The following is a 20,143-nucleotide window of genomic DNA, read 5'->3' on the forward strand; positions in this document are numbered from 1 at the left end:
GTGGGCCGGCCCGGATTTGAACCGGGGGTACAGCGTCCCAAACGCTGAAGGTTACCAAGCTACCCCACCGGCCCGCGCATATAAATCAGTCCCATTACGGGTAAAACGTTTCGTTCCGCCCCGCCCGACTCACACGCCCCAGATGGTCGCGATCCCCAGCGTCGTCACGACGGCGAACACCAGCTGCAGCGGCGTCCCGACGACGGTGTAGTCCGAGAACTTGTAGCCGCCGGGACCGTAGACGAACAGGTTGGTCTGGTAGCCGACTGGCGTCATGAACGCGGTCGAGGCGGCGAACGTGACCGCGAGGACGAACGCGTACGGCGAGGCGTCGAGCTGGGCGGCGGTGTCGAACGCGACCGGTATCATGAGCACGACGCTGGCGTTGTTCGAGACGACGTTCGTCAGCGCCGCGGTGAGGATGTAGAACAGCCCGAGCACGGCGATGGCGGGCAGGACATCCTCGGTGGCGACGAGCAGGTCGGCGAGGTAGAGCGCCGCGCCGGTGTGCTGCATGGCGGTGCCGAGCGGGATGACGCCGGCGAGGAGGATGATGACGTCCCACTGGACGGCGTCGTACACCTCGCCGGGTTTCAGACAGCCCGTCAGGACCATCGCGACGGCGCCGCCGAGCGCGGAGACGACGATGGGGAGGAGGTCGACGGCGGCGAGTCCGACGACGGCGAGGATGATGCCGATGGCGACGGGGATCTTCTCCTCGCGGTAGTCGTGGCGCTCGATCTCCTGGGCGACGATGAAGTCGCGGTTGTCGTCGAGGCGCTGGATGCTGTCGGCGGTGCCCTGGACGAGCAGCGTGTCGCCGACCCGGAGGACGATGTCGTCCATGCGCTTGCGGATGAGCTCGCCGCCGCGGCGGAGCGCGAGGACGGTGGCGTCGTATCGCTGGCGGAAGTTGACCGAGGAGATGGACTCGCCGACGACGTGGGAGCCGGGCGCGACGACGATCTCGACGAGGTTCTCGGACGCGGGCTCGGCGCGTTCGAGCTCGTCCTCGGTGACCTCGAACTCGGGGACGACGTCCATCCCCTCGACGTCGAGGAGTTCGACGAGGGTCTCGCGGTCGGTCCGGACCGTGAACAGGTCGCCGGCCTGGATGGTCTTCGGGCCGAGCGGTTCGAGGAACACCTCGTCGTCCCGGATGAGCTGGACGAGGTCGACGTCGAACTCGGTCTCGACGAGGGCGTTCCGGACGGTCTGGCCGACGAGCGGGGAGTCCTCGCGGACGACGACCTCGGTGAGGTACTCGGAGAGGCGGAACTCGGCGGCGAGGTCGTCCTCTGGCTCGATGCGCGACGGCAGGAGGTAGCGCCCGACGACGAGGAAGTACGCGAAGCCGACGAGGGTGACGACGACGCCGAGTGAGGTGAACTCGAACATCGAGAAGCCGTCCTGCAGGTCGACGACGGCCGGGCTGGGGTCGGCCACGCCGCTGGCCACGTCGGCGGCGACCTCGCTGGCGAGGATGTTCGTCGACGTGCCGATGAGCGTGAGCGTGCCGCCGAACATCGAGGCGTACGAGAGCGGGATGAGCAGCTTCGACGGCGAGGTGTTGCCCTCGTGGGCGATGTCGGTGACCATCGGCAGGAGGATGGCGACGGCCGCGGTGTTGTTGATGAAGCCCGAGAGCGGGGCGACGACGCCCATCGTCGCCCCGAGCTGGCGCGACTCGGAGTCGCCGGTGAGCGCGGCGAGCTTGCGTCCGAGTATCTGGACGATGCCCGTGCGCTGGACGCCGTCGGAGAGGATGAACATCGCCAGCACGGTGATGGTCGCGGTCGACGCGAAGCCGGCGAGTCCGTCGGTCGGCGAGTCCGGCAGGAGTTCGACGGGTCCGCCGACGAGACCGAGCGCCGCGAGCTGCTGGGAGAGCGGCCCGAGGACCATGAGCGCGACCATCAGGCCGAGTGCCGTGATGTCGACGGGCACCGGCTCCGTCGCGAACAGGACGAGCACGACGGTGACGAGCGCGAAGACGAGCAGTATCTCGGGTGTGAGCGCGGCCACAGGGTCGCAAGAGGGTTGCCCGGAAGAAAAGACTACGGTCTCCGGACAGCGGTCCGGCGGTCGACGGGTGCCGTCTCAGTCGGGCAGCGCGTCGGCGATGTCGTCGTCGGACGCCTCGCCGGACCGGCCGGCAGGCACCGACGTCTCCGGGGCTGACTCGTTCGCGGCCGACACGTCGTTCGGGTCGTCGAGCTCGACGGTCTCGGTCTCGCGGGCGACGTCGGCGTCGCTCGCCCGGCTGCTCCCGCCGGGGACGAGGTGCTCGACGTCGATCTCCTCGACGAGCGTCTCGTCGAATATCTGCTCGAAGGTGAGCTGGAGCTGCTGGCTGTGGGCGTTCGGGTCGAGGTGGAAGTGCGCCACCGCGCCGACCGACTGCAGCCGGGCCGAGAGCACGTGACAGAACTGGAAGACGACCTCGGGATCGTTGGCCGCGAGCAGGTCGGTCAGCGAGTCGAAGCAGACGACGATGTCGTAGCCGGCGTCGTCCCAGACGCTGCAGAACTGGCTGACGACCTCGCCGAGTCGCTGGAGGTCCGTCGGGTCGGCGACCGTCTGCTCGACGAGCGGGTCGCTGAAGTCCGGCGTGCCCGCGCCGGCGGCCTGCATGGTCTCGCCGACGGTGACGATGCCGCGTTTCTTCGGCTGTCGCCCGCCGGAGAGCGAGCTGAAGTCGAGCCTGTCGGTTACGTCCTCGGGAAAGGAGACGACGAGTTCGGCGCGGTGCTCCGCGGCCGGTCCCCCCATCAGACCGTCGCAGTGCTCGCCGACCTCGTCCTCGGCCATCTCGTCGAGAAGCAGGACTGTTCTCGCGCCGCCGTCTGTGCCGTGTTCACTCATGTGTATCCACCCCGACCCCCCGGGATTGCTAACATGTTACTTGACCTCCACGTAAATCATTTCGGGTTACTCGACCGGCAGCGAGTCCGCGATGTCGTCGTCGGAGGCCTCGGTGACCTCGTCGGGGCGGGCGTAGTCGTCGTCGCCGACGATGGAGTAGTTCGCCTCGGCACTCCAGCCCTCGGTGAGGGCAGCGATGTCGTCGTCGGTCGCCTCGGCGAACTCCTCGATGGCCTCGGCCTCGGTCGTCTCGCCGACCGTCTCGTCGAAGATGGACTGGAAGGTTGCGACGGTCTCGTCGCTGTGTGCGTCGGGGTCGAGGTGGAAGTGGGCGAGGGCGTCGACGGAGCTGAGACGGCTGGTGAGGACGTGACAGAACTGGAAGACGACCTCGGGGCTGGCGTGGTCGAGCAGCTCGGTCAGCGAGTCGAAGCAGACGACGATGTCGTACCCCTCCTCGTCCCAGCGCTGGCAGTAGCGGCTGACGGAGGTGCCGATTCCCTGGAGGTCGTTGGCGTCCTCGACGGCGTCCATCACCACCGGGGCGCCGAAGTCCGGCCCGCCCGCGGCGGCCGACCGGAGCACGTCGCCGACGGAGATGAGCCCCTTGCGTGCAGGCTGGGTGTTCGAGGTGCTCCCGAAGCCGGTCTGTTCGGCCTGTGCCTCGGGGAGAGAGATGGTCAGCTCGGCTCGCGTGTTCGGGTCACCCGACTCCAGCAGGTCGCTGCAGTTGTCGTGCGTCGTCGATTCGGTGGTCACGAGGACGTTTCCAGCATCCTCGATGGTCTGTAGGTCGGTCATGGTAGGTCGCAGAGGCCCCACCCCCTGTCGTTGTTGGTGAGATGACTCGTCGCCTAAAGGTAGTTTCGGCCGATTGAAAGGTTGGTGATGAACGTTGTGGCCCACGTGCGATTCCGACGGCGACGGAACGGGGCGATACGGTTATCACGGCGGCGACGGACCACCGCACATGGCCAGTCTCGCCGACCAGTTCAGGGCGGCTCCCGTGCTCGTCTCGCTCTCGCTCGGCAGCCTCCTCGCCTGCGTCGGGCTCTTCTTCGGTACGATGGCGCTGCTCGCGCTCGGCTACACCGACGGTACGCGACCGCTGTGGCTCGCCGTCATCGTCGTCGGTATCGCCGTCACCGTCCTCTGGAACGTCTGCTACCCCCTCTACGACGCGTACCTCGCCTAGACGAGTCCGAGCGCCCGGAGCAGTCCGACGAGCAGGTCGCCGTAGACGAACGCGGCGACCAGCCCGAGGAACACCGGGACGAGGAACGGGATTCCCGGTGTGACCCAGAGCCGCTCCGCCGTCGTCAGCCGGTCGAGCCCCTCGCGCAGTCGGGCGGGCGAGGTCCCGTAGGCGTCGCCCTCGATGTCGGCGAGGAACGCCGACGCGCCCCAGGGGTCGTCGTCGGGTTCTGGCTCGGCCTCGTCCTCGATCGCCGCGGCGTCCGCAACCGGTTCGCTCCCGTCCACCGGCTCCCCGCCGTCGGTCGCCACGTCGAGGTCGACCGCGCCGTCGGTCGGGTCGTTCGCCTCGTCGGGGAGCGAGTCCGGGTCCCGGAAGCGATCGGGATCCGCCCGGAGTTCGTCCAGCGTCGCCCCGCGCCAGCGCAGGTACATCCGGACCGCGTCGAGGTCCAGTCCCGTCCCGCGCGGGTAGGCGAGGGCGCGGAGTCGCTCGCCGATGCCCTTGCTCCCGTCGTCGAGCAGCTTCCCGTGGGTCTCGGGGATCGCGTCCCAGCGCACCGGGACACCGACGAACATCCGCTTCGAGACGTGGCCCATCGCCCCGTTGCGGGCCGCGAGCAACAGTGGGTACGCGATGCCCCACGCGACCGCGTTCGTGAGGATGGTGAAGGAGAGCACCGCGACCGGTGCCGGCTCCGAGACCGGCAGCGTGACGCCCGCGACCGACAGCACCTCGCCACCGACGTAGCCCGGATAGCTGGGGTACAGCACCGCGATGGTCATCAACGCCCGGGCGTCCGCCCCGCCGAACGCACCCAGGAAGTGGAACACGTACGCCATCGAGACGACGAAGCCCACGCTGATGGCCGTCGTGAGGACGAACACGCGCACGTCGGTCCCACCCGCGGCCGCCGCACGCTGCCACTCCACGCCCAGCAGGAGCACGCCGAGCAGCGTGAGCGGGACCCAGGTGATGCTGTCGATGCGCCGCGTCTGGATGTCCCGGTACGCGAGCACGCCGAAGACGGGCACGGTCGCCAGTCGCAACAGGTCCGGCAGCGTCCCGGAGATGGGGCCAACGTCTACCACAGATTGCTACCCCGCGCCGAGGCAATTAGAGGTTCCGGTGGTGTTCGGACGGAATGCTGAATTGGACGCTGCTTGGACTCCGAACAGCCAGAAAGCCCCGAGGTTCTCGGCTCCCGCGACTCGCTGCGCGCTTCACTTCGTTGCAGTGCTTGCTTCGTCGGGGTTCGCCGAAAACCTCGCCCCTTTCAGTCCCGCCCCGCACCTCACACCTCCCCAGCCGACTGCGCTCCTCGGTCGCTAGCGTCCCCGGAAATCGGAGATTTCCGGTGGGCTCACGAGACGCTCCGCGTCTCGTGACCGCTCCCTGCGGTGCTCATCCCTCGCACGAGTGCAGCTCGCGGCCTGGCGAGACTCCTCCGTCGTCTCGCTGCCCTCCGCTCGCAAGCTCGCGGAGACCTCGCTTCGCTCGGCACGCTCGCCAGCCGCGCGCCACGGTGGAAAGTTCACAATATTCGTAAACTTTTCCGGTGGACACGGTCGTACCCCCGACAATAGCCGGGGGTACCACCATGGACCAGCACGTCCACCGTCGAAGCATGACCCTCGACCACGTCGAGACGCTCGAATGCACGCTCTGCGGCGCGACCTACGACCCGGAACAGGTCGTCTACACCTGCCCGAACCACGAGGGAGTGGCGGGCATCCTGGAGGTCGTCTACGACTACGACGTCGTCGAGGAGCGCTTCGACGCCGACCTCGACGGCGACATCCCGAGCCAGTGGAAGTACCGGGCGTTCCTGCCCGTCGACACCGAGGCCGAACCGGTGACGCTCGACGAGGGCGGCACCGACCTGCTCGACGCGCCACGGCTCGGCGACGAGCTGGGCGTCGACCTCCGGGTGAAGAACGACGGGCTGAACCCGACCGGCTGTTTCAAGGACCGCGCGACGAGCGTCGCCGCGACGAAGGCCCGGTTCGCCGGGCAGGACGTGGTCACCTGCGCGTCGACGGGCAACGCGGCGGCCTCGCTCGCGGGCTACGCGGCCCGGGCCGGCCTGGACTGTCGCATCTTCGTCCCGGCCGCCGCGCCGGAGGGCAAACTCGTCCAGCCACGGGTGTACGGCGCGGACGTGCTCGCCGTCGACGGGAGCTACGACGAGGCGTACGACCTGAGCCTGGAGGTGACCGACGCCTACGGCTGGTACAACCGGAACGCCGCCATCAACCCGTTCCAGATCGAGGGCAAGCGCACGGTCGGCCACGAGCTCGCCGAGCAGACCCGCGACGCGATTCCGGACTGGGTCGTGTTCTCGATGGGCGACGGCTGCACCATCGCGGGCTGCTGGAAGGGCCTGCGCGAGTTCGCCGAGCTGGGCTACGTCGACGACACGCCGAAGATGCTCGGGGTGCAGCCCGAGGGCGCGAGCGCCATCCACGACGCCTTCCACGGCGCGGAGGACTACGAGATGGTCGCGGAGACGCTCGCCGACGCGGTCGCGGTGGGGCGGCCCCGGAACACGGTGAAGGCCTGCCGCGCGCTGGAGGAGAGCGGCGGCACGGCACTCACGGTCACCGACGAGGCCATCCTCGACGCGGAGACGCTGCTCGGCCGGACCGAGGGCATCTACGCCGAGCCGTCGGGCGCGGCACCCGTCGCCGGCATCCAGAAAGCGCGAGAGCAGGGCATCATCGAGCCCGACGAGTCGGTCGTCGCGGTCGTCACCGGCTTCGGGCTGAAGGACACCCAGGGCGCGAAGCAGGCGGTCGGCGACGTGACCGAGGTCGCGCCGTCGCTGGACGACGTGGCCGCGCTCTACGGGACCGACGACGCGGACGGCGCTGGCGACGACGGTGGCCCCGAGGGGTCCTCTGTGACGGGGCGGGGCGCATGAGCCCCTTCGAGGACGGCCCGGACCAGTACCCGACCGAGCTCGCCGAACTCGCGTCCGTGCTGGTCCAGATCGAGTCGGAGAACCCACCCGGGAACGAACGGGCCTGCGCCGAGTACGTCCACGACTGGTTCGCCCACCACGACATCGACGCGACCCTCGTCGACGAACCGGACCCGGAGCGCCCGCAGGTCGGTGCTCGCGTCGGGGGTGACGGAGATGGCGGGGGTGTCGACGACGACGGCCCCACCCTCGTGCTGAACGGGCACCTCGACGTCGTCCCCGCCGGCGACCACGACGAGTGGACGTACCCGCCCTACGAGGGCACCATCGACGACGGCCGGCTCTACGGGCGCGGGAGCGTCGACATGAAGACGGGGGTCGCCCTCGCCATGCTCGCCGCGCTCCGCCTGCGTCCCGACATCGCGGACGGCACGCTCGACGGCTCCGTCGTCGTCCACGCCGCGATGGGCGAGGAGACCGCCGAGCCCGGGACGCGAGCCCTCCTCGAAGCCGGCTTCACCGGCGACTACGGGGTGGTCCTCGAACCGACCGAGCTGCGCGTCGCGACCAGCGAGAAGGGGATGGCCTGGTACGAGCTCTCCTGGCCGGGCGAGCCAGCACACGCGAGCCGCCCCGACAACGGCGTGAACCCGAACGAGCACATCCCCGCGGTGCTCGCGGCACTGGCCGACTACGACGCCGACCTCCGCGAGCGGACCGACCCGCTCTGTGGCCGGGCGTACGGCACCGTCACGCAGGTCGTCTCCGGCGCGGACTCGAACAAGGCGGTGCTGCCCGAGCGCGCGTTCGTGACCCTCGACCGCCGCATCCTCCCGGACGAACGCATCGAGGACGTCGACGGGGAGGTCGCCGAACTCGTCGCCGAGCTCGAACGCGACCACGGCATCGGGGCGACGTGGGAGCGCCACGAGACGTACGCCTCCGCCGAGATTCCGGTCGACCACGAGCTGGCGAGGGTCGTCCGCGAACACACCGCGGCGCTGTCGGACGCCCCGACGGAGCCGTGGGGCATCCGTGCCTCGACGGACGTCCGCGAGTTCGTCGAGCAGTTCGACGTCCCGGCGATCACCTGGGGGCCCGGGAGCCTGGACCAGGCCCACAGCGTCGACGAGTTCGTCGACCTCGACGAGGCGGAGACGGGGCTCGCGGTGCTGGAACGGGCGGCTCGAGAGCTCCTGTCCGACCGCGGTGCCGCCGACTCAGCCGGACCCCAGTAGCTTCGCCTCGGCCTTGTGGAGGTGCTCGTGGAGCGTCGCGGTCGCGATGCCCAGTTCGTCGGCGAGCTCCGTGCCGGTGACCTGCTTCGGCCACTCGTAGTAGCCCCTGGCGCGGGCGAGTTCGAACACCTCGCGCTGGCGGGCCGAGAGCGACGTGAGCGAGAACGGGGCTTCGCCCGCCGCGTCGCTGGTGCGTGTGAGCCCCTCGACGGAGATGTCGGCGTCCTGCTCGGCTGCGATCTGCTCCAGTGCGTCGTGGACCGCCTCGCGGCTCCGGGTCGTCAGGAGCGTCCACCGCTCGCGGCCGTCGTGCGTGTCGACCGGACGCGCGGTGACGAACTCCCGCGAGAGGAACGCACCGCTGATCTGGGCGCCCGCGTCGTGGTCGATGAGCAGGTCGCGGGTCGCGTTCCCCGGTTCCGCGGTCCGTGCCGCCGACCCGGGCGTCGTCGCCGGGACGGGCGTGACGGCGTGGACCTGCGGGAACGACCGGATCGTCGCCTCGCCGTCGTCGAGGTCGCTCCGCCGGTCGGCGTAGAGCGTGACGAGCGAGGTCGTCCGGTCGCCGGTCGTCGTCGCGACGACGCGGCCGAGGACACCGACGTCGGTCCGTTCGGTGGTCTCGATGGTCCAGCAGCCCGGATGCCAGACCGACAGCGTCACCCGGAGCGGTGCCGGTTCGGCACTCATGGCTCTGCCGACGAGTGGACGGCACGGACCGTATAGCTACCGCTCGGGGTGAGGACGGTCGAACCCCGTCCGTCCCGAAGCGAGTCGTGGTTCGACCAGCCGGAGACTGCAACGGAGAGAGAAACGGCCGGGTACGACGTTCGAGGTCGGATCGACGGTCGAACGTCGGTCGTGACCTCAGATGACGCGGTTCTGGAGGTAGTCGAGGTGCTTCGCGTTGTAGACGATCTTGACCTCGTCGGCGGTCGGGGAGCCGATGCAGGTCAGGCGGACGTTCTTGTCCTCGACCTCCTCGTCGGAGAGGATCTGCTGCATGTCCATCTCGATGTCGCCCTCCTTGACGATGGCTGCGCAGTTCGCACACGCGCCAGCGCGGCAGGAGAAGGGCCAGTCGTAGCCCTGGGCCTCTGCGGCCTCGAGGATGTACTCGCCCTGGTTGACCTCGAGGGAGCCGTAGTCCTCGTCACCGAGGCCCGCGTCGGCCGCCTTCTCGAAGAGGTCGTCGTCGTCCATGTCCCAGCCGTTGTCGTCCAGCACTTCGTAGTTGAGGTATTCTACCGTGGGCATCACCCGACGGTTGGTTCCCCCTACCCTAAGAACTTGCTGTTCTGCCCCTCTCGAACATGTGGATTATTCCTGACAGACCGTCCCGCCGTCGGTCACTACCCGTAGATGGGGAACGCCGAGAACAGCAGGAACGATGCGGCCGCCGAGATGCTTGGCGTGAGTATCCAGAGCGAGATGACCCGGGCGGTCGTCCCGGGGTTGAACAGGTCGCTCGCCCTGAGATCGTTCGGCTCCTCCTCGCCGATGCGGGCGACCTCGCCGCCGGGCTGGTCGGCACTGAGCGCCGCACTGACGCTCTTGTCCGGCGTCACCTGCTCGGGTGCCTCGCCGCTGACGGCCTTCCCGGCGGCCTCGGTGAGCGTCGTCGTCCGTGTCGCCCGTCCCCAGCCCAGCCCGACGATCGCCATCGTCGCGGAGACGGCGAGCGACGCGGGGATGCCGATGGCGGAGAGGAACGTGATGATGCTCGCGCTGACGACCTCGACGATGAGCGCGGCCAGCAGCGGCAGGTCCGTGAGGTCGTTGCCGACCGTATCGAGGGTCCGGCGCGCGATGGTGAACGCGCCGAGGCCGATGGACCCGCCGGCGAGCAGGATGCCGGCGTCGATGCCGAGTTCGCCGCTGCCGACGAGCGGTGCGACCGCGTTCGCGACGTTCGACGCGCCCGCCGAGAACGCCATGTAACAGCCGATGACGACGACCATCGTCTGTCCGACCCGCTGTTTCGTGGTCACGTTCCCGTCCTCGTCGGGTTCGAGGTCGATGCTCGACGCGAGGTACGGGTAGAGGTACCGGCCGACGACGGCACAGATCCAGAAGGCGGTGACCGGTGCGATGAGCCACCACGAGATGATCTCGCCCATCTTCTCCATGTTCAGACTGCCGCTCGCCGCGCCGAGGCCGGCGATGGCACCGACGGCCGTCATCGAGGTCGACGCCGGGACACCGGAGAGGTTCGAGATCAGCAGCGCGAAGCCGACGAAGAACAGCACCGCGACGCTCGCCGCCAGGGTGAACCGGGCTTCGGGGACGATCTCGCCGCCCATCGTGTTGACGACCTCCCGACCGACGGTCCACCCACCGAGCAGCGCGAAACCGGTCATCAGGCCGGCCGCGAGCAGCTTCGAGAGCGTCCCGCTCCCGACTGCCGGGCCGAACGCGACGCCCGTCGACGACCCACCGATGTTGAAGCCGACGAACACGGCGACGGCGACACCGACGACGAGGAGTAGCTCGACCATATCTACCACGTCGTATGGCCACCCGTCCTAAAAGGGTGGTCCATGTGTTGGCGGAGTCCGGTGATTCCCGACCCTGGTGCCCGAAGCGGGAGCCGCACTCAGAGCGACGGCACGAACCGGAACAGCAGGAACGCCGCGACGGTCGCCAGCACCGGGACGATGTTCTGCATGGCGATGACGCGGGCGGTCTCTCTGGGCTCGAACAGGTCGCTCGTCGCGGGGAGGTCGTCCGGGTCCTCGTCGCCGATGGGCGGGACCTCGGCGGTCTTCCCCTCCTCGATGCCCTTCGGTCGCGGGTCGGCGACCGTCGGGACGCTCTCGTCTTCGGCCTCGGCGGCGAGTGCGCCGACGCTGGGGCGCTGAGGGCGCTCCGGGCGGTCCCCCTCGACGGTGTCGGCGAGCCGGACCGTCCGGGTCGCCCGCCCCCAGCCGAGCCCGACGATGCTCATGGTCGCGACGACGACGAAGCTCGCGGGGATGCCGATGGCCGACAGCGCGGTGATGATGCTCGCGCTGACGACCTCGACGACGAGCGCTGCCAGCAGCGGCAGCTGGGTGAGGTCGTTGCCCATCGTATCGAGGGTGCGCCGTGCGATGGTGAACGCGCCGACGCCGATAGCTGCCCCCGCGAGCAGGATACCGGGCGTCATGTCGATGTAGCCGCTTCCGACGAGCGGCGCGATGGCGTTGGCGACGTTCGACGCGCCCGCCGAGAACGCCATGTAACAGCCGATGACGACGACGAGGGCGGTGCCGGCGAGCTCGCGCCGGGTCGTTCCCGGTCCGAGCCCCGGTCGGGGGACCGCACCGGACCGGTCGAGCGCGAGCAGCGAGCCCTCCGTCTGGGCGACGGCGAAACGTTCGACCAGGGAGGGGTAGAGGTAGCGGCCGACGACCGCGCTGACCCAGAACGCGGCGACCGGGGCGACCACCCAGTAGCTCACGATGGTCACCATCACGTCCCAGTCGAGGTTCCCCTGGGCCAGCCCGAGGCCTGCGATGGCCCCGACGCCGGTCATCGACGTCGACGCCGGGACGCCGACGAGGTTCGAGAGGAACAGCGCGAAGCCGATGAAGAAGAGCACGGCGATGCTCGCCTCCAGGGTGAACGCCGACGACGGGACGATGCGCCCACCCATCGTGTCGACGACGTTCCGCCCGACGGTGAGCCCGCCGAGCAGGGCGAAGACGCTCATCAGGGCGGCGGCACCGGCCTTGCTGACGACGTCGCTCCCGACGGCCGGACCGAACGCGACGCCCGTCGACGAGCCACCGATGTTGAAGCCGACGAACGCCGCGACGACGAGGCCCACGGCGAGCAGTGCTTCTACCACGGGAGCATCTGGGACTCGATGCCACTTGAAGGGTCGCTTCGCGGTGGACAGCGTCGTCCCGGGACCGTCGCACTTACCTCGCGCCGTCGCCCACCTGCGGGCATGTTCCCGTCATTCGAAGTCGTCCCCGCGGTCGACGTACAGGACGGCGAGGTCGTCCAGCTGGTCCAGGGCGAGCGTGGCACGGAGAAGACCTACGGCGACCCCGTCGAGGCGGCCGAGCGATGGGTCGACCAGGGCGCAGGAACCCTCCACCTTGTCGACCTCGACGGGGCGTTCGAGGGCGAGCGCGCGAACGCGCCGGCCATCGACGCCATCCTCGACGCGGTCGACGTGACCGTCCAGCTCGGCGGCGGCATCCGCACCGCCGCCGACGCCATCGACCTGCTCGACCGCGGCGTCGACCGGGTCATCCTCGGCACCGCCGCCGTCGAGGACCCCGACATCGTCGCCGAGATCGCCGCGGAGTACCCCGACGGCGTGCTCGTGAGCCTCGACGCGAAGGACGGCGAGGTCGTCGTCTCCGGCTGGACCGAGGGCACCGGACTCGACCCGGCCGAGGCCGCCGGCCGGTACGAGGAGCTCGGCGCGGCCGGCATCCTGTTCACCGACGTCGACGTGGAGGGTCGCCTCGACGGCGTCCAGACCGAACCGGTCCGGCGGCTGGTCCAGGCCGTCGACATCCCGGTCGTCGCCAGCGGCGGCGTGGCCACGCTCGACGACGTGCGCGCGCTGCGGGACGCCGGCGCGGCCGCTGTCGTGGTCGGGAGTGCACTGTACGAGGGTCGGTTCACGCTACGCGAGGCGATGGCCGCCGTGGAGTCGTCGTAGGCGACACCGCAGGAACGAGAATCACCGCTGTCGAGCGGTGGCAACGTGGTGTGGTGTGGGAGGAGGGCGGGTGGTTCAGGGCGGCCCCGGGACGTGCTCGGTCAGTCGTCGCTCCGGTCGCTGCGGTGACCGTGACCGACGACGAGCGTCCCGAGGTTCAGCCCGAGCAGTACGAGGAACGCCTGGACCTCTGCGGTCGAGTCGATGCCAGACGCGAGCAGCGAGAGGTACGCGAAGGGCAGGACGATGGCGAGCCAGAAGCTCGCCATCTGGAGCTGTGCCACGAACGCGCTCACGCTCAGTCGCTCGCTGACGGGGGTCGGGATCGAAGGGAGTTGGTTTGGAGTTGCGGGGGCCATGTCGGGGACACCTGATTCGCATTCACTCCTACAACCGGGACCATCATATAACGGGCCGAGCCTTTCGTCTATTTCGACCCGTTTTATCGTGAATACTGACGTTTTTCGAAGGCTCGAGAGACGTTTTAATCTTTTACAACCGATTCTGAGGCCGTAACTCGGTGTCCAGACTCCCGCCACGTATGGCCCTCGTTCACGGGGGGTGGAGCGCCCCGCTGCCACGCTGCCCGGTGCAGTACGCACGCCCAACCGTCGCGCGACACCTCGCGGCGCAGCCGTAGGGTCGGCCTGCGGCGAGCGCAACGGCTTTGGCCGCCCGGTGGTTGGGTTGCGGTATGAGCGACCGAAGCGCGGCCGTCTCGCGTGAGACCGCCGAGACGGAGATCGACCTGACCCTGGTCGTCGACGGCGATGGCGACAGCGAGGTCGACACCGGCGTCGGCTTCTTCGACCACATGCTCGCCTCGTTCGCCAGGCACGGGCTGTTCGACCTGACCGTCCACTGCGACGGCGACCTGGAGATCGACGACCACCACACCGTCGAGGACGTCGCCATCGTCCTGGGCGAGGCGTTCGCCGAGGCGCTCGGCGACAAGCGGGGCATCGTCCGCTACGCCGACCGGAAGGTACCGCTCGACGAGGCGGTCGCGGGCGTCGTCGTCGACGTCTCCGGCAGACCGTACTTCGCGTTCGACGGGGCGTTCTCCCAGCCCTCCGTCGGCGAGTTCACCAGCCAGATGGCCGAGCACTTCGCGATGTCGCTGGCGATGAACGCCGGCCTGACGCTGCACTGCGAGGTCGACGGCGACAACGCACACCACGAGGTAGAGGCGCTGTTCAAGGCGCTGGCGCGGGCGCTGGACGACGCGACGCGGCTGGACGAGCGCCGGAGCGACACGCCGAGCACGAAGGGCGAGCTGTAGGCGGAGTCGACAGTTCTTTCGCGTCGCCTGTCGTCGGTTCGGACAGGCATGTTCGACGAGATCATGGAGAAGTTCGAGGGCTCTCCCAGCCAGCAGGCGGTCATCCGGCTGCTGCTCGAGCGCGGCTTCTCCGTGAACGACGAGGGGCGGGTGGTCTCCGGCGGCATCGAGATACCCAACACGGGAATCGCCCGCGAGATCGGCGTCGACCGGCGCGTCGTCGACTCCACGACCGACGCCATCCTCGCGGACGAGGAGCTGCGACGGATCTTCCAGAACATCTCGCAGGTGCCGAGCCTGATGGACCTCGCGCCCGTCCTCGACCTGACCGTGCTCACCGTCGAGGTCTCCGACGCCGAGCAGAAGGGCATCGTCTCGCAGGTGACCGGGCTGCTCGCCGAGCACGACATCTCCATCCGCCAGACCATCAGCGAGGACCCCGAGTTCACCGACGACCCGAAGCTCCACCTCGTCACCGACCAGCCGCTCCCGGGCGACCTCATCAACGAGATCCGTTCGCTCCCGTTCGTCAGGAAGATAGAGCTCCAGTAACGGGCAGTCAGTCCGCGCCGTCGCGACCCTGGCCCTCGGGTGTCGGGGAGCGGACCACCTGCAGCACGCCGTGTGCGTGCTCGTCGCAGAGGAGCATCGACGGCTCTGCGGCGGGTTCGTGTTTGATGACCTCCCGGCCACCGTCGCTCACGAGGTGTGGTCGGTTCTCCAGGATCGCGATGTAGCCGTCCCGTTCACAGACCGCACAGCCGTCGCTGTGCTTCCAGAGTCCCCGGTTGAGCGACTCGCCGAACTCGTCGAGTGCGCAGAACCGACAGAATCCCCCGACGGTCAGTCCGCTCCCACGGTCTCGCACGACGTAGTCGAGCGCGTGCCGGGACCCGCAGGTAACGCAGGGTCGATTGGTGGGGGGAGCACCGTCCATGCGTTGCCTACCACCTCAGCGTATTATAGTAAACCTAACGCTGTGAATCTGAAAATATCAATTGGAATACTATAAAGGTGGCTGGCGGGTGTGGTCTGCACCCTAACTAGTTCGATTCTGAACCGGTGTTAGAAGCCTCCTACCGAGCTTCTAACGATAAAATATCTGTTACGTCACCCATTACCCACCCCCTTGTTTCAACTGGAGCAAATTATCCATATCCTTGTATTACCGGCCATGCCGGATGGTATGCCAGTGTGTGTCACCCTACAGACCATTCCTGCGGGGGAAACAGCTCGAACCGACGGGCTATTGGGTCCGGCGACCCGAGACGCGGTATGGACGAGAACGTCGAGGTCGCCCTGCGCTTCACCGCAGCGCAGCTCGCGGCCGCGACAGCGGGCATCCACCTCTGGATCGGGCTCCCGCGGCAGTACTACTACCTGCAGGCGGGCACGCCGTTCACCGACCCGCGGCAGACGCTCTTCGTGCTCTCCTCGCTCGCGGTGCTCGTCGGTATCGGCCTCGCGGCCTCCGGTCTCCGCCGCGACTACGTCTACGGGATGGGCATCCTCCTCGCGCTCTCGTATCTCGTCGGCTGGCTGCTGCTCGGCGGCCACCCCGAGGGCAACCAGGTCATCGCCTTCGCCTGGGAGTCGGCCGGGCACAGCCACGGCTCGGCGCTGTCGACGCTCGGCGAGCACCTGCTCGGCGACTGGCGGCTCGTGACGACCAAGACCATCGAGGCCCTGCTGCTCGGTATCCTCGCGGTGCTGCTGTACCAGGAGCGCTTCGGCGACGGGACCACCGACGACACGGCCGACGGTGCGACCGACGACGACGCCGCCCGCGACGACGACGCGGAGGCGGCCCCGTGACCGGGGACACCTACCTGACCGTCGCCGAGCCCGCCCGCACCTCCTTCACCGTGCAGGGCTCCGAGTTCATCGGCCACGTCGCCCCCGCCGAGAGCGTCGAGACCGCCGAAGCATTCATCGGGGACATCCGCGCGGCGTACGACGACGCGACCCACAACGTCCCCGCCTACCGGGTCCGCGCCGACCCGTTCCGCGAGTGGTCGAGCGACGACGGCGAACCCTCCGGCAGCGCGGGGAAACCCGCCCTCAACGTACTGCAGGGCCAGGACGTCGAGAACGTCGTGGTCGTCGTCACGCGCTACTACGGCGGCACGAACCTCGGCGTCGGCGGCCTCGTCAGCGCCTACGGCCAGTCGGTGAAGGACGCGCTCGACGCGGCGGGCATCGTCGAGGAGCGCCCCCACGAGTCCGTCGCGGTCACCGTCGACTACGACGACTCCGGCACCGTCCGGGGCATCCTCGAGAGCGCCGACTGCGAGTTCGACGCCGACTACGCCGAACGCGTCAGCTTCGACGTGCGGGTGCCCGTCGCGGAGGCCGAGGCGCTCCGTGACCGCCTCCGCAGCGCGACGAGCGGGCGCGTGGAGCTGTCGTAGGTTCTCGGGAGCGACACTGGGCTCGTTGCCCCGTCCAGTGCCGGCCGATGAGACCAGCCGATCAGCTCGGGAGCCGGTACCCGAGCAACCGTCCGAGACCACGCAGGAGCCTGCAGACGAGATACGGAGGGGAGGTGGTGGTCAGTTCCGCATCGTACTCCACGAGTAGCATCGCCAGCAAGATTGTCGATTCGAGTCCCTCGGGCGGCATCGAAACCCCGCGTTCCGTCTTGAGCTGGTGGAAGTCACGGAAGAACTCCTCGAACCGCATCGCGGGCCGATGGACGTTGACCACCTCCGCAGGCCCCGGGTTCCGGAACGCGTGCACCGTTCCCGGAGGGATGACGCATCTCTCTCCCGCCGAGAGCGTCGACCACTCGCCCTCGACCTGCACCTCCAGTTCACCATCGAGGACCTCGTAACTCTCCTCGGCGTTCGGGTGGCGGTGCGGGGGCAACTCGGACCGTTCTTCGAGTTCCATGCGGGTTTTGAACCGTTCCCCACCGGTCTCGCCGGCTGTCTCGAGGATCTCCCACCGGCCCGGGAACCCCTCGAAATCGAGAATCCGACCCGCATCAGCATCTGTGTGAGCTGCTGACATACACGAGTGTTCCACAGATATCGACGAAAATGACTCGGTCGTTCAACCGGGTATTCGGCGCGGAATCGCCGGTACTGCCCGGTTACGGCGGGATATTCCCCCGGGAGGCCCACACAGCTAATAATTGTCAATAGGTACCACTACACATGGTTGAACTGTCCGTCCCCGATGGCGTGCGTTCGGACGACCCGGCCTACGTCGAGAACCCGGTCACAGGCGAACGGTTCCGGTTCCACTCCAGGCCCACCGACCCGGAGACGGACCCGCTGGAGTTCGATCTCTGGGCGACTCCAGAGATGTCACCACTTGCCGAGCACGTCCACGCGAGACAGGACGAGACGTTCGTCGTGAACGACGGCACGATAGCGGTGGTCAGAGACGGCGTCCGGGCCGAGTATCGTGACGGTGCGGAGGTGACGATCGAGGCCGGAACACCACATACGTGGACGAATGCCGGTGCGACGCGCCTCCACCTGACAGTCCGCTTTCAGCCGGGGTTGCGGACCGAAGCCCTCCTCCGCGACCTCGCCACGCTCGCTCGACGGGGCGCGGTCGGGGGCGACGGGGCACCGTCGTTGCTTCAGGTCGCTGCCCTCTACGATGCCTACGGCTACGACCTGCTCCACCTGGCGACGCCACCGGTTCGCGTCCAGAAGGTGGTGTTCGGGGGGTTGGCTCCGCTGGCGAGAGTGCTCGGCTATCGTGCAGACCCGGTCGACGCGGCCGCCAGGCATCGAGTGTAGGTCCGGAGAGTATCGGGGACGGCTCAGCGACGGCCGCTGGGAACGCTGGCGACGCCACTGCCACCCGCGATACACCTGCCATCTCTCGGAACCGAACGCCTAACCCACACCCACCCAAACTCGCGGCCATGGATTCCATCGAGGCGAGCGATTTCCACGCGCTCGCGAGCGTCTCGGAGCCGCGGGTCGCGCCGGGGGGCGAACGGGTGGCGTACGTCCGCACGGTCCCCGAGGACGACGAGGAGTACCAGTCGGCGGTGTACGTCGCACCGGTCGGCGGCGACGAGCCGCGGCGGTTCACCGTCCGCGACGGCATCGACGCGGCGCCGCGCTGGTCGCCGTCCGGCGACCGCATCGCGTTCACGAGCACCCGGGGCGACGACGACCGGAGCCAGCTCTGGGTCGTGCCGACCGACGGCGGGGAGGCCCGGCAGGTCACGTCGGTCGCGGGCGGGGTCGCCACGCCGACCTGGAGCCCGGACGGGAGCCATGTCGCGTTCATCCAGCAGGTGTCGCCCGAGGACCGTGGGGCCGACCGGGACCGGTGGGTCGACGCCGACTACGAACCCGAGGAGCCGGACCCGCGGGTCATCGACCGGACCGTCTACCGGGCCGACGGGCGGTACTTCGACCGGCAGCGGCCCCAGGTGTACGTCGTGGACGTGGACGCGGTGGACGACGTCGGGAGCGACGGCGAGCGCGCGGGCGAGGCGGTCACGCGCGTCACCGACGCCGAGGCCGACCACTTCTCGCCGACGTGGGTGGACGCGGAGACGCTGTACTACGGTCGGCGGGTCCCTCGCGAGGGCGAGGTCGACGCCGACGACGCGATCCGGCTCGAGGTCCGGGCGTGCGACCCGACCGCGCCCGACGGCGACGAACTGCTCACGCGCGACGAGGGCTGGGGTGGGCTCGTCCGTGCGGCGGGCGACGGGCGGGTGGCGTACTTCCGGTCGCCCGAGGAGCGCTCCACGCTGCAGCAGACCGAGGTCCGGGTGTACGACCCGGCGACAGACGAGACGCACACGCCGACCGCGGGCATGGACCGGACGATGGCCTACCACGCCGTGCTGGAGTGGGGGGCCGACGAGGAGCGGCTGTACGTCACGACGCCCGACGCGGGCTCCGTGGTGCTCCGGCGGCTCCCCTGGGACGCCGACGACGGGGACGACGCGCCGGACCCCTCCACGGTCGTCGCGGGCGAGGGCATGGACGTCGACGCGGCCCACGTCGGCCGGGACGTGCTCGCGTACTCGGCCAGCGAGTGGGACCACCCCGGCGACGTGTTCATCTCCACGCCCGGTGGCGGCGAGGGGACGCGGCTCACCCGGGTGAACGCTGACGTACTGGCGGGCGTGGCGGTGCCACAGCCGGCGGAGCTCTGGTTCGAGAACGACGACGGCGACGAGATACAGGGCTGGCTGCTGACGCCGCCGGACGCCGACGGTCCGAGTCCGCTCGTGGTGAACGTCCACGGCGGCCCGCACATCATGTGGTCCGACTCGGGGACGATGTGGCACGAGTTCCAGTCGCTCGCGTCGGCGGGCTACGCCGTGTTCTTCTGCAACCCGCGCGGGTCTGCGGGCTACGGGGCAGCGTTCATGCAGGCCATCGAGCGCGACTGGGGCGACGTGACCGGCGCGGACGTGCTGGCCGGCGTCGACCACGTCACCGGGCGCGAGAGCGTCGACGGTGACAACGTGTTCCTCACTGGCGGCTCCTTCGGTGGCTACCTCACCGCGTGGCTCGCCGCCACCAGCGACCGCTTCGACGCGACGGTCACCCAGCGCGGCGTCTACGACCTGCTGGGCTTCTACGGCTCGACCGACGTCGCCTACCACCTCGTCGAGGGCGACTTCGGCACCGACCCCTGGGACGACCCGGCGTTCCTCTGGGAGCACTCGCCGGTCGCCCGCGCCGACGACATCGACGCACCGATGTTGGTCATGCACGCCGAGAACGACTTCCGGGTGCCCGTCGACGGCGCCGAGTTCCTCTTCCGTGCGCTGCGGAAGACCGGCACGCCGACCCGGTTCGTCCGCTACCCGCGCGAGGGTCACGAGCTCTCCCGGTCCGGCGAACCCGGCCACGTCGTCGACCGCATCGAGCGCATCCGCCGCTGGTTCGACGGCTACAGCGACCACCACGACGCACCGCCCGCACTGGAGCGCGAACCAGCCGCCGGCCTGTCGGTCGGCGAGGACGGCGACGAGAACTGACCC

Annotated in this window: 21 protein-coding genes and 1 tRNA gene; 10 read left to right on the plus strand and 12 right to left on the minus strand. The window is 69.1% G+C overall.

From position 1 onward, the window contains the following. Position 1: 1 nt before the first annotated feature. From ACSG06_RS11300 to ACSG06_RS11315, 4 genes are all read right to left on the minus strand, one after another. Positions 2-74 (minus strand) — tRNA-Pro (locus ACSG06_RS11300). A gap of 55 nt (positions 75-129) precedes the next feature. Further along, the gene (locus tag ACSG06_RS11305; RefSeq protein ID WP_440990390.1) at positions 130-2,025 is read right to left on the minus strand and encodes an SLC13 family permease; all 1,896 of its coding nucleotides are present in this window, start codon (positions 2,023-2,025) and stop codon (positions 130-132) included. A gap of 75 nt (positions 2,026-2,100) precedes the next feature. Beyond that, on the minus strand, positions 2,101-2,865 hold the full coding sequence (locus ACSG06_RS11310; RefSeq protein ID WP_440990391.1) for a DUF7504 family protein: 765 nt from the start codon (positions 2,863-2,865) through the stop codon (positions 2,101-2,103). A 66-nt stretch (positions 2,866-2,931) separates the two neighbouring features. Then, positions 2,932-3,666 carry a DUF7504 family protein gene (locus tag ACSG06_RS11315; protein ID WP_440990392.1) on the minus strand — a complete coding sequence of 245 codons (735 nt, stop codon included), beginning with the start codon at positions 3,664-3,666 and terminating at the stop codon, positions 2,932-2,934. 169 nt (positions 3,667-3,835) lie between these two features. On the opposite strand from ACSG06_RS11315, the gene ACSG06_RS11320 reads away from it, so the two are divergent. Further along, the gene (locus ACSG06_RS11320; protein ID WP_440990393.1) at positions 3,836-4,060 is read left to right on the plus strand and encodes a hypothetical protein; all 225 of its coding nucleotides are present in this window, start codon (positions 3,836-3,838) and stop codon (positions 4,058-4,060) included. On the opposite strand, the gene ACSG06_RS11325 is transcribed toward ACSG06_RS11320, so the two are convergent. Continuing rightward, complete coding sequence (locus ACSG06_RS11325) at positions 4,057-5,151, minus strand: A24 family peptidase C-terminal domain-containing protein (protein WP_440990394.1); 1,095 nt, start codon at positions 5,149-5,151, stop codon at positions 4,057-4,059. The two genes, ACSG06_RS11320 and ACSG06_RS11325, sit on opposite strands and share 4 nt — an antisense overlap. Positions 5,152-5,687: 536 nt before the next feature. Between ACSG06_RS11325 and thrC the strand changes: the two genes are divergently transcribed. Next, on the plus strand, positions 5,688-6,983 hold the full coding sequence (thrC, locus tag ACSG06_RS11330) for a threonine synthase (RefSeq protein ID WP_440991423.1): 1,296 nt from the start codon (positions 5,688-5,690) through the stop codon (positions 6,981-6,983). Beyond that, on the plus strand, positions 6,980-8,221 hold the full coding sequence (locus ACSG06_RS11335; protein WP_440990395.1) for a M20 family metallopeptidase: 1,242 nt from the start codon (positions 6,980-6,982) through the stop codon (positions 8,219-8,221). Before thrC ends, ACSG06_RS11335 begins: the two co-directional genes overlap by 4 nt. On the opposite strand, the gene ACSG06_RS11340 is transcribed toward ACSG06_RS11335, so the two are convergent. From ACSG06_RS11340 to ACSG06_RS11355, 4 genes are all read right to left on the minus strand, one after another. Next, positions 8,204-8,911, minus strand: coding sequence for a helix-turn-helix domain-containing protein (locus ACSG06_RS11340; RefSeq protein ID WP_440990396.1), 708 nt, complete (start codon positions 8,909-8,911; stop codon positions 8,204-8,206). The two genes, ACSG06_RS11335 and ACSG06_RS11340, sit on opposite strands and share 18 nt — an antisense overlap. Positions 8,912-9,088: 177 nt before the next feature. Beyond that, entirely contained in the window at positions 9,089-9,478 is a 390-nt protein-coding gene (fer, locus tag ACSG06_RS11345; RefSeq protein ID WP_440990397.1) for a ferredoxin Fer, read from the minus strand. 95 nt (positions 9,479-9,573) lie between these two features. Next, the gene (locus ACSG06_RS11350; protein WP_440990398.1) at positions 9,574-10,719 is read right to left on the minus strand and encodes an inorganic phosphate transporter; all 1,146 of its coding nucleotides are present in this window, start codon (positions 10,717-10,719) and stop codon (positions 9,574-9,576) included. A gap of 98 nt (positions 10,720-10,817) precedes the next feature. Continuing rightward, complete coding sequence (locus tag ACSG06_RS11355; protein ID WP_440990399.1) at positions 10,818-12,053, minus strand: inorganic phosphate transporter; 1,236 nt, start codon at positions 12,051-12,053, stop codon at positions 10,818-10,820. 102 nt (positions 12,054-12,155) lie between these two features. Between ACSG06_RS11355 and hisA the strand changes: the two genes are divergently transcribed. Then, positions 12,156-12,884, plus strand: a complete 729-nt coding sequence (gene hisA / locus ACSG06_RS11360; protein ID WP_440990400.1) for a 1-(5-phosphoribosyl)-5-[(5-phosphoribosylamino)methylideneamino]imidazole-4-carboxamide isomerase — start codon at positions 12,156-12,158, stop codon at positions 12,882-12,884. A 101-nt stretch (positions 12,885-12,985) separates the two neighbouring features. On the opposite strand, the gene ACSG06_RS11365 is transcribed toward hisA, so the two are convergent. Next, positions 12,986-13,243, minus strand: coding sequence for a DUF8028 family protein (locus tag ACSG06_RS11365; RefSeq protein WP_502306429.1), 258 nt, complete (start codon positions 13,241-13,243; stop codon positions 12,986-12,988). A gap of 335 nt (positions 13,244-13,578) precedes the next feature. Between ACSG06_RS11365 and hisB the strand changes: the two genes are divergently transcribed. Next, complete coding sequence (gene hisB, locus ACSG06_RS11370; protein WP_440990402.1) at positions 13,579-14,166, plus strand: imidazoleglycerol-phosphate dehydratase HisB; 588 nt, start codon at positions 13,579-13,581, stop codon at positions 14,164-14,166. A 48-nt stretch (positions 14,167-14,214) separates the two neighbouring features. Beyond that, the gene (trpY, locus tag ACSG06_RS11375; protein WP_440990403.1) at positions 14,215-14,718 is read left to right on the plus strand and encodes a TrpY family transcription regulator; all 504 of its coding nucleotides are present in this window, start codon (positions 14,215-14,217) and stop codon (positions 14,716-14,718) included. A 7-nt stretch (positions 14,719-14,725) separates the two neighbouring features. Here the strand turns inward: trpY and ACSG06_RS11380 are convergent, their stop codons facing one another. Next, positions 14,726-15,103 carry a hypothetical protein gene (locus ACSG06_RS11380; protein ID WP_440990404.1) on the minus strand — a complete coding sequence of 126 codons (378 nt, stop codon included), beginning with the start codon at positions 15,101-15,103 and terminating at the stop codon, positions 14,726-14,728. Positions 15,104-15,441: 338 nt separating this feature from the next. Between ACSG06_RS11380 and ACSG06_RS11385 the strand changes: the two genes are divergently transcribed. Together ACSG06_RS11385 and ACSG06_RS11390 are read left to right on the plus strand one after the other, a co-directional pair. Next, positions 15,442-15,981, plus strand: coding sequence for a hypothetical protein (locus tag ACSG06_RS11385; RefSeq protein WP_440990405.1), 540 nt, complete (start codon positions 15,442-15,444; stop codon positions 15,979-15,981). Further along, a complete protein-coding gene (locus ACSG06_RS11390; protein WP_440990406.1) occupies positions 15,978-16,577 on the plus strand; it encodes an IMPACT family protein in 600 nt (199 codons plus the stop codon). The genes ACSG06_RS11385 and ACSG06_RS11390 overlap by 4 nt, the downstream gene beginning before the upstream one ends. A gap of 61 nt (positions 16,578-16,638) precedes the next feature. Here the strand turns inward: ACSG06_RS11390 and ACSG06_RS11395 are convergent, their stop codons facing one another. Then, complete coding sequence (locus ACSG06_RS11395) at positions 16,639-17,178, minus strand: cupin domain-containing protein (protein ID WP_440990407.1); 540 nt, start codon at positions 17,176-17,178, stop codon at positions 16,639-16,641. Positions 17,179-17,324: 146 nt separating this feature from the next. Here ACSG06_RS11395 and ACSG06_RS11400 point away from each other — a divergent pair, with 146 nt between their 5' ends. After that, positions 17,325-17,921 (plus strand): cupin domain-containing protein, encoded by a 597-nt coding sequence (locus ACSG06_RS11400; RefSeq protein WP_440990408.1) that lies wholly within the window; start codon positions 17,325-17,327, stop codon positions 17,919-17,921. A gap of 128 nt (positions 17,922-18,049) precedes the next feature. Then, positions 18,050-20,140 carry a S9 family peptidase gene (locus ACSG06_RS11405; RefSeq protein ID WP_440990409.1) on the plus strand — a complete coding sequence of 697 codons (2,091 nt, stop codon included), beginning with the start codon at positions 18,050-18,052 and terminating at the stop codon, positions 20,138-20,140. The last annotated feature ends 3 nt before the right edge of the window (positions 20,141-20,143 follow it).

This window comes from Haloarchaeobius baliensis (genome assembly GCF_052060055.1).
Classification (GTDB): Archaea; Halobacteriota; Halobacteria; order Halobacteriales; family Natrialbaceae; genus Haloarchaeobius; species Haloarchaeobius baliensis.

Bases quoted from the DNA above. Each gene is read 5' to 3' on its own strand.
- ACSG06_RS11350 (WP_440990398.1), bottom strand. From the start codon at position 10,719: ATGGTCGAGCTACTCCTCGTCGTCGGTGTCGCCGTCGCCGTGTTCGTC.
- ACSG06_RS11310 (WP_440990391.1), bottom strand. From the start codon at position 2,865: ATGAGTGAACACGGCACAGACGGCGGCGCGAGAACAGTCCTGCTTCTC.
- hisA (WP_440990400.1), top strand. From the start codon at position 12,156: ATGTTCCCGTCATTCGAAGTCGTCCCCGCGGTCGACGTACAGGACGGC.
- ACSG06_RS11320 (WP_440990393.1), top strand. From the start codon at position 3,836: ATGGCCAGTCTCGCCGACCAGTTCAGGGCGGCTCCCGTGCTCGTCTCG.
- ACSG06_RS11405 (WP_440990409.1), top strand. From the start codon at position 18,050: ATGGATTCCATCGAGGCGAGCGATTTCCACGCGCTCGCGAGCGTCTCG.
- ACSG06_RS11395 (WP_440990407.1), bottom strand. From the start codon at position 17,178: ATGTCAGCAGCTCACACAGATGCTGATGCGGGTCGGATTCTCGATTTC.
- ACSG06_RS11340 (WP_440990396.1), bottom strand. From the start codon at position 8,911: ATGAGTGCCGAACCGGCACCGCTCCGGGTGACGCTGTCGGTCTGGCAT.
- thrC (WP_440991423.1), top strand. From the start codon at position 5,688: ATGACCCTCGACCACGTCGAGACGCTCGAATGCACGCTCTGCGGCGCG.
- ACSG06_RS11400 (WP_440990408.1), top strand. From the start codon at position 17,325: ATGGTTGAACTGTCCGTCCCCGATGGCGTGCGTTCGGACGACCCGGCC.
- ACSG06_RS11365 (WP_502306429.1), bottom strand. From the start codon at position 13,243: ATGGCCCCCGCAACTCCAAACCAACTCCCTTCGATCCCGACCCCCGTC.
- trpY (WP_440990403.1), top strand. From the start codon at position 14,215: ATGTTCGACGAGATCATGGAGAAGTTCGAGGGCTCTCCCAGCCAGCAG.
- ACSG06_RS11315 (WP_440990392.1), bottom strand. From the start codon at position 3,666: ATGACCGACCTACAGACCATCGAGGATGCTGGAAACGTCCTCGTGACC.
- ACSG06_RS11335 (WP_440990395.1), top strand. From the start codon at position 6,980: ATGAGCCCCTTCGAGGACGGCCCGGACCAGTACCCGACCGAGCTCGCC.
- hisB (WP_440990402.1), top strand. From the start codon at position 13,579: ATGAGCGACCGAAGCGCGGCCGTCTCGCGTGAGACCGCCGAGACGGAG.
- ACSG06_RS11385 (WP_440990405.1), top strand. From the start codon at position 15,442: ATGGACGAGAACGTCGAGGTCGCCCTGCGCTTCACCGCAGCGCAGCTC.
- fer (WP_440990397.1), bottom strand. From the start codon at position 9,478: ATGCCCACGGTAGAATACCTCAACTACGAAGTGCTGGACGACAACGGC.
- ACSG06_RS11380 (WP_440990404.1), bottom strand. From the start codon at position 15,103: ATGGACGGTGCTCCCCCCACCAATCGACCCTGCGTTACCTGCGGGTCC.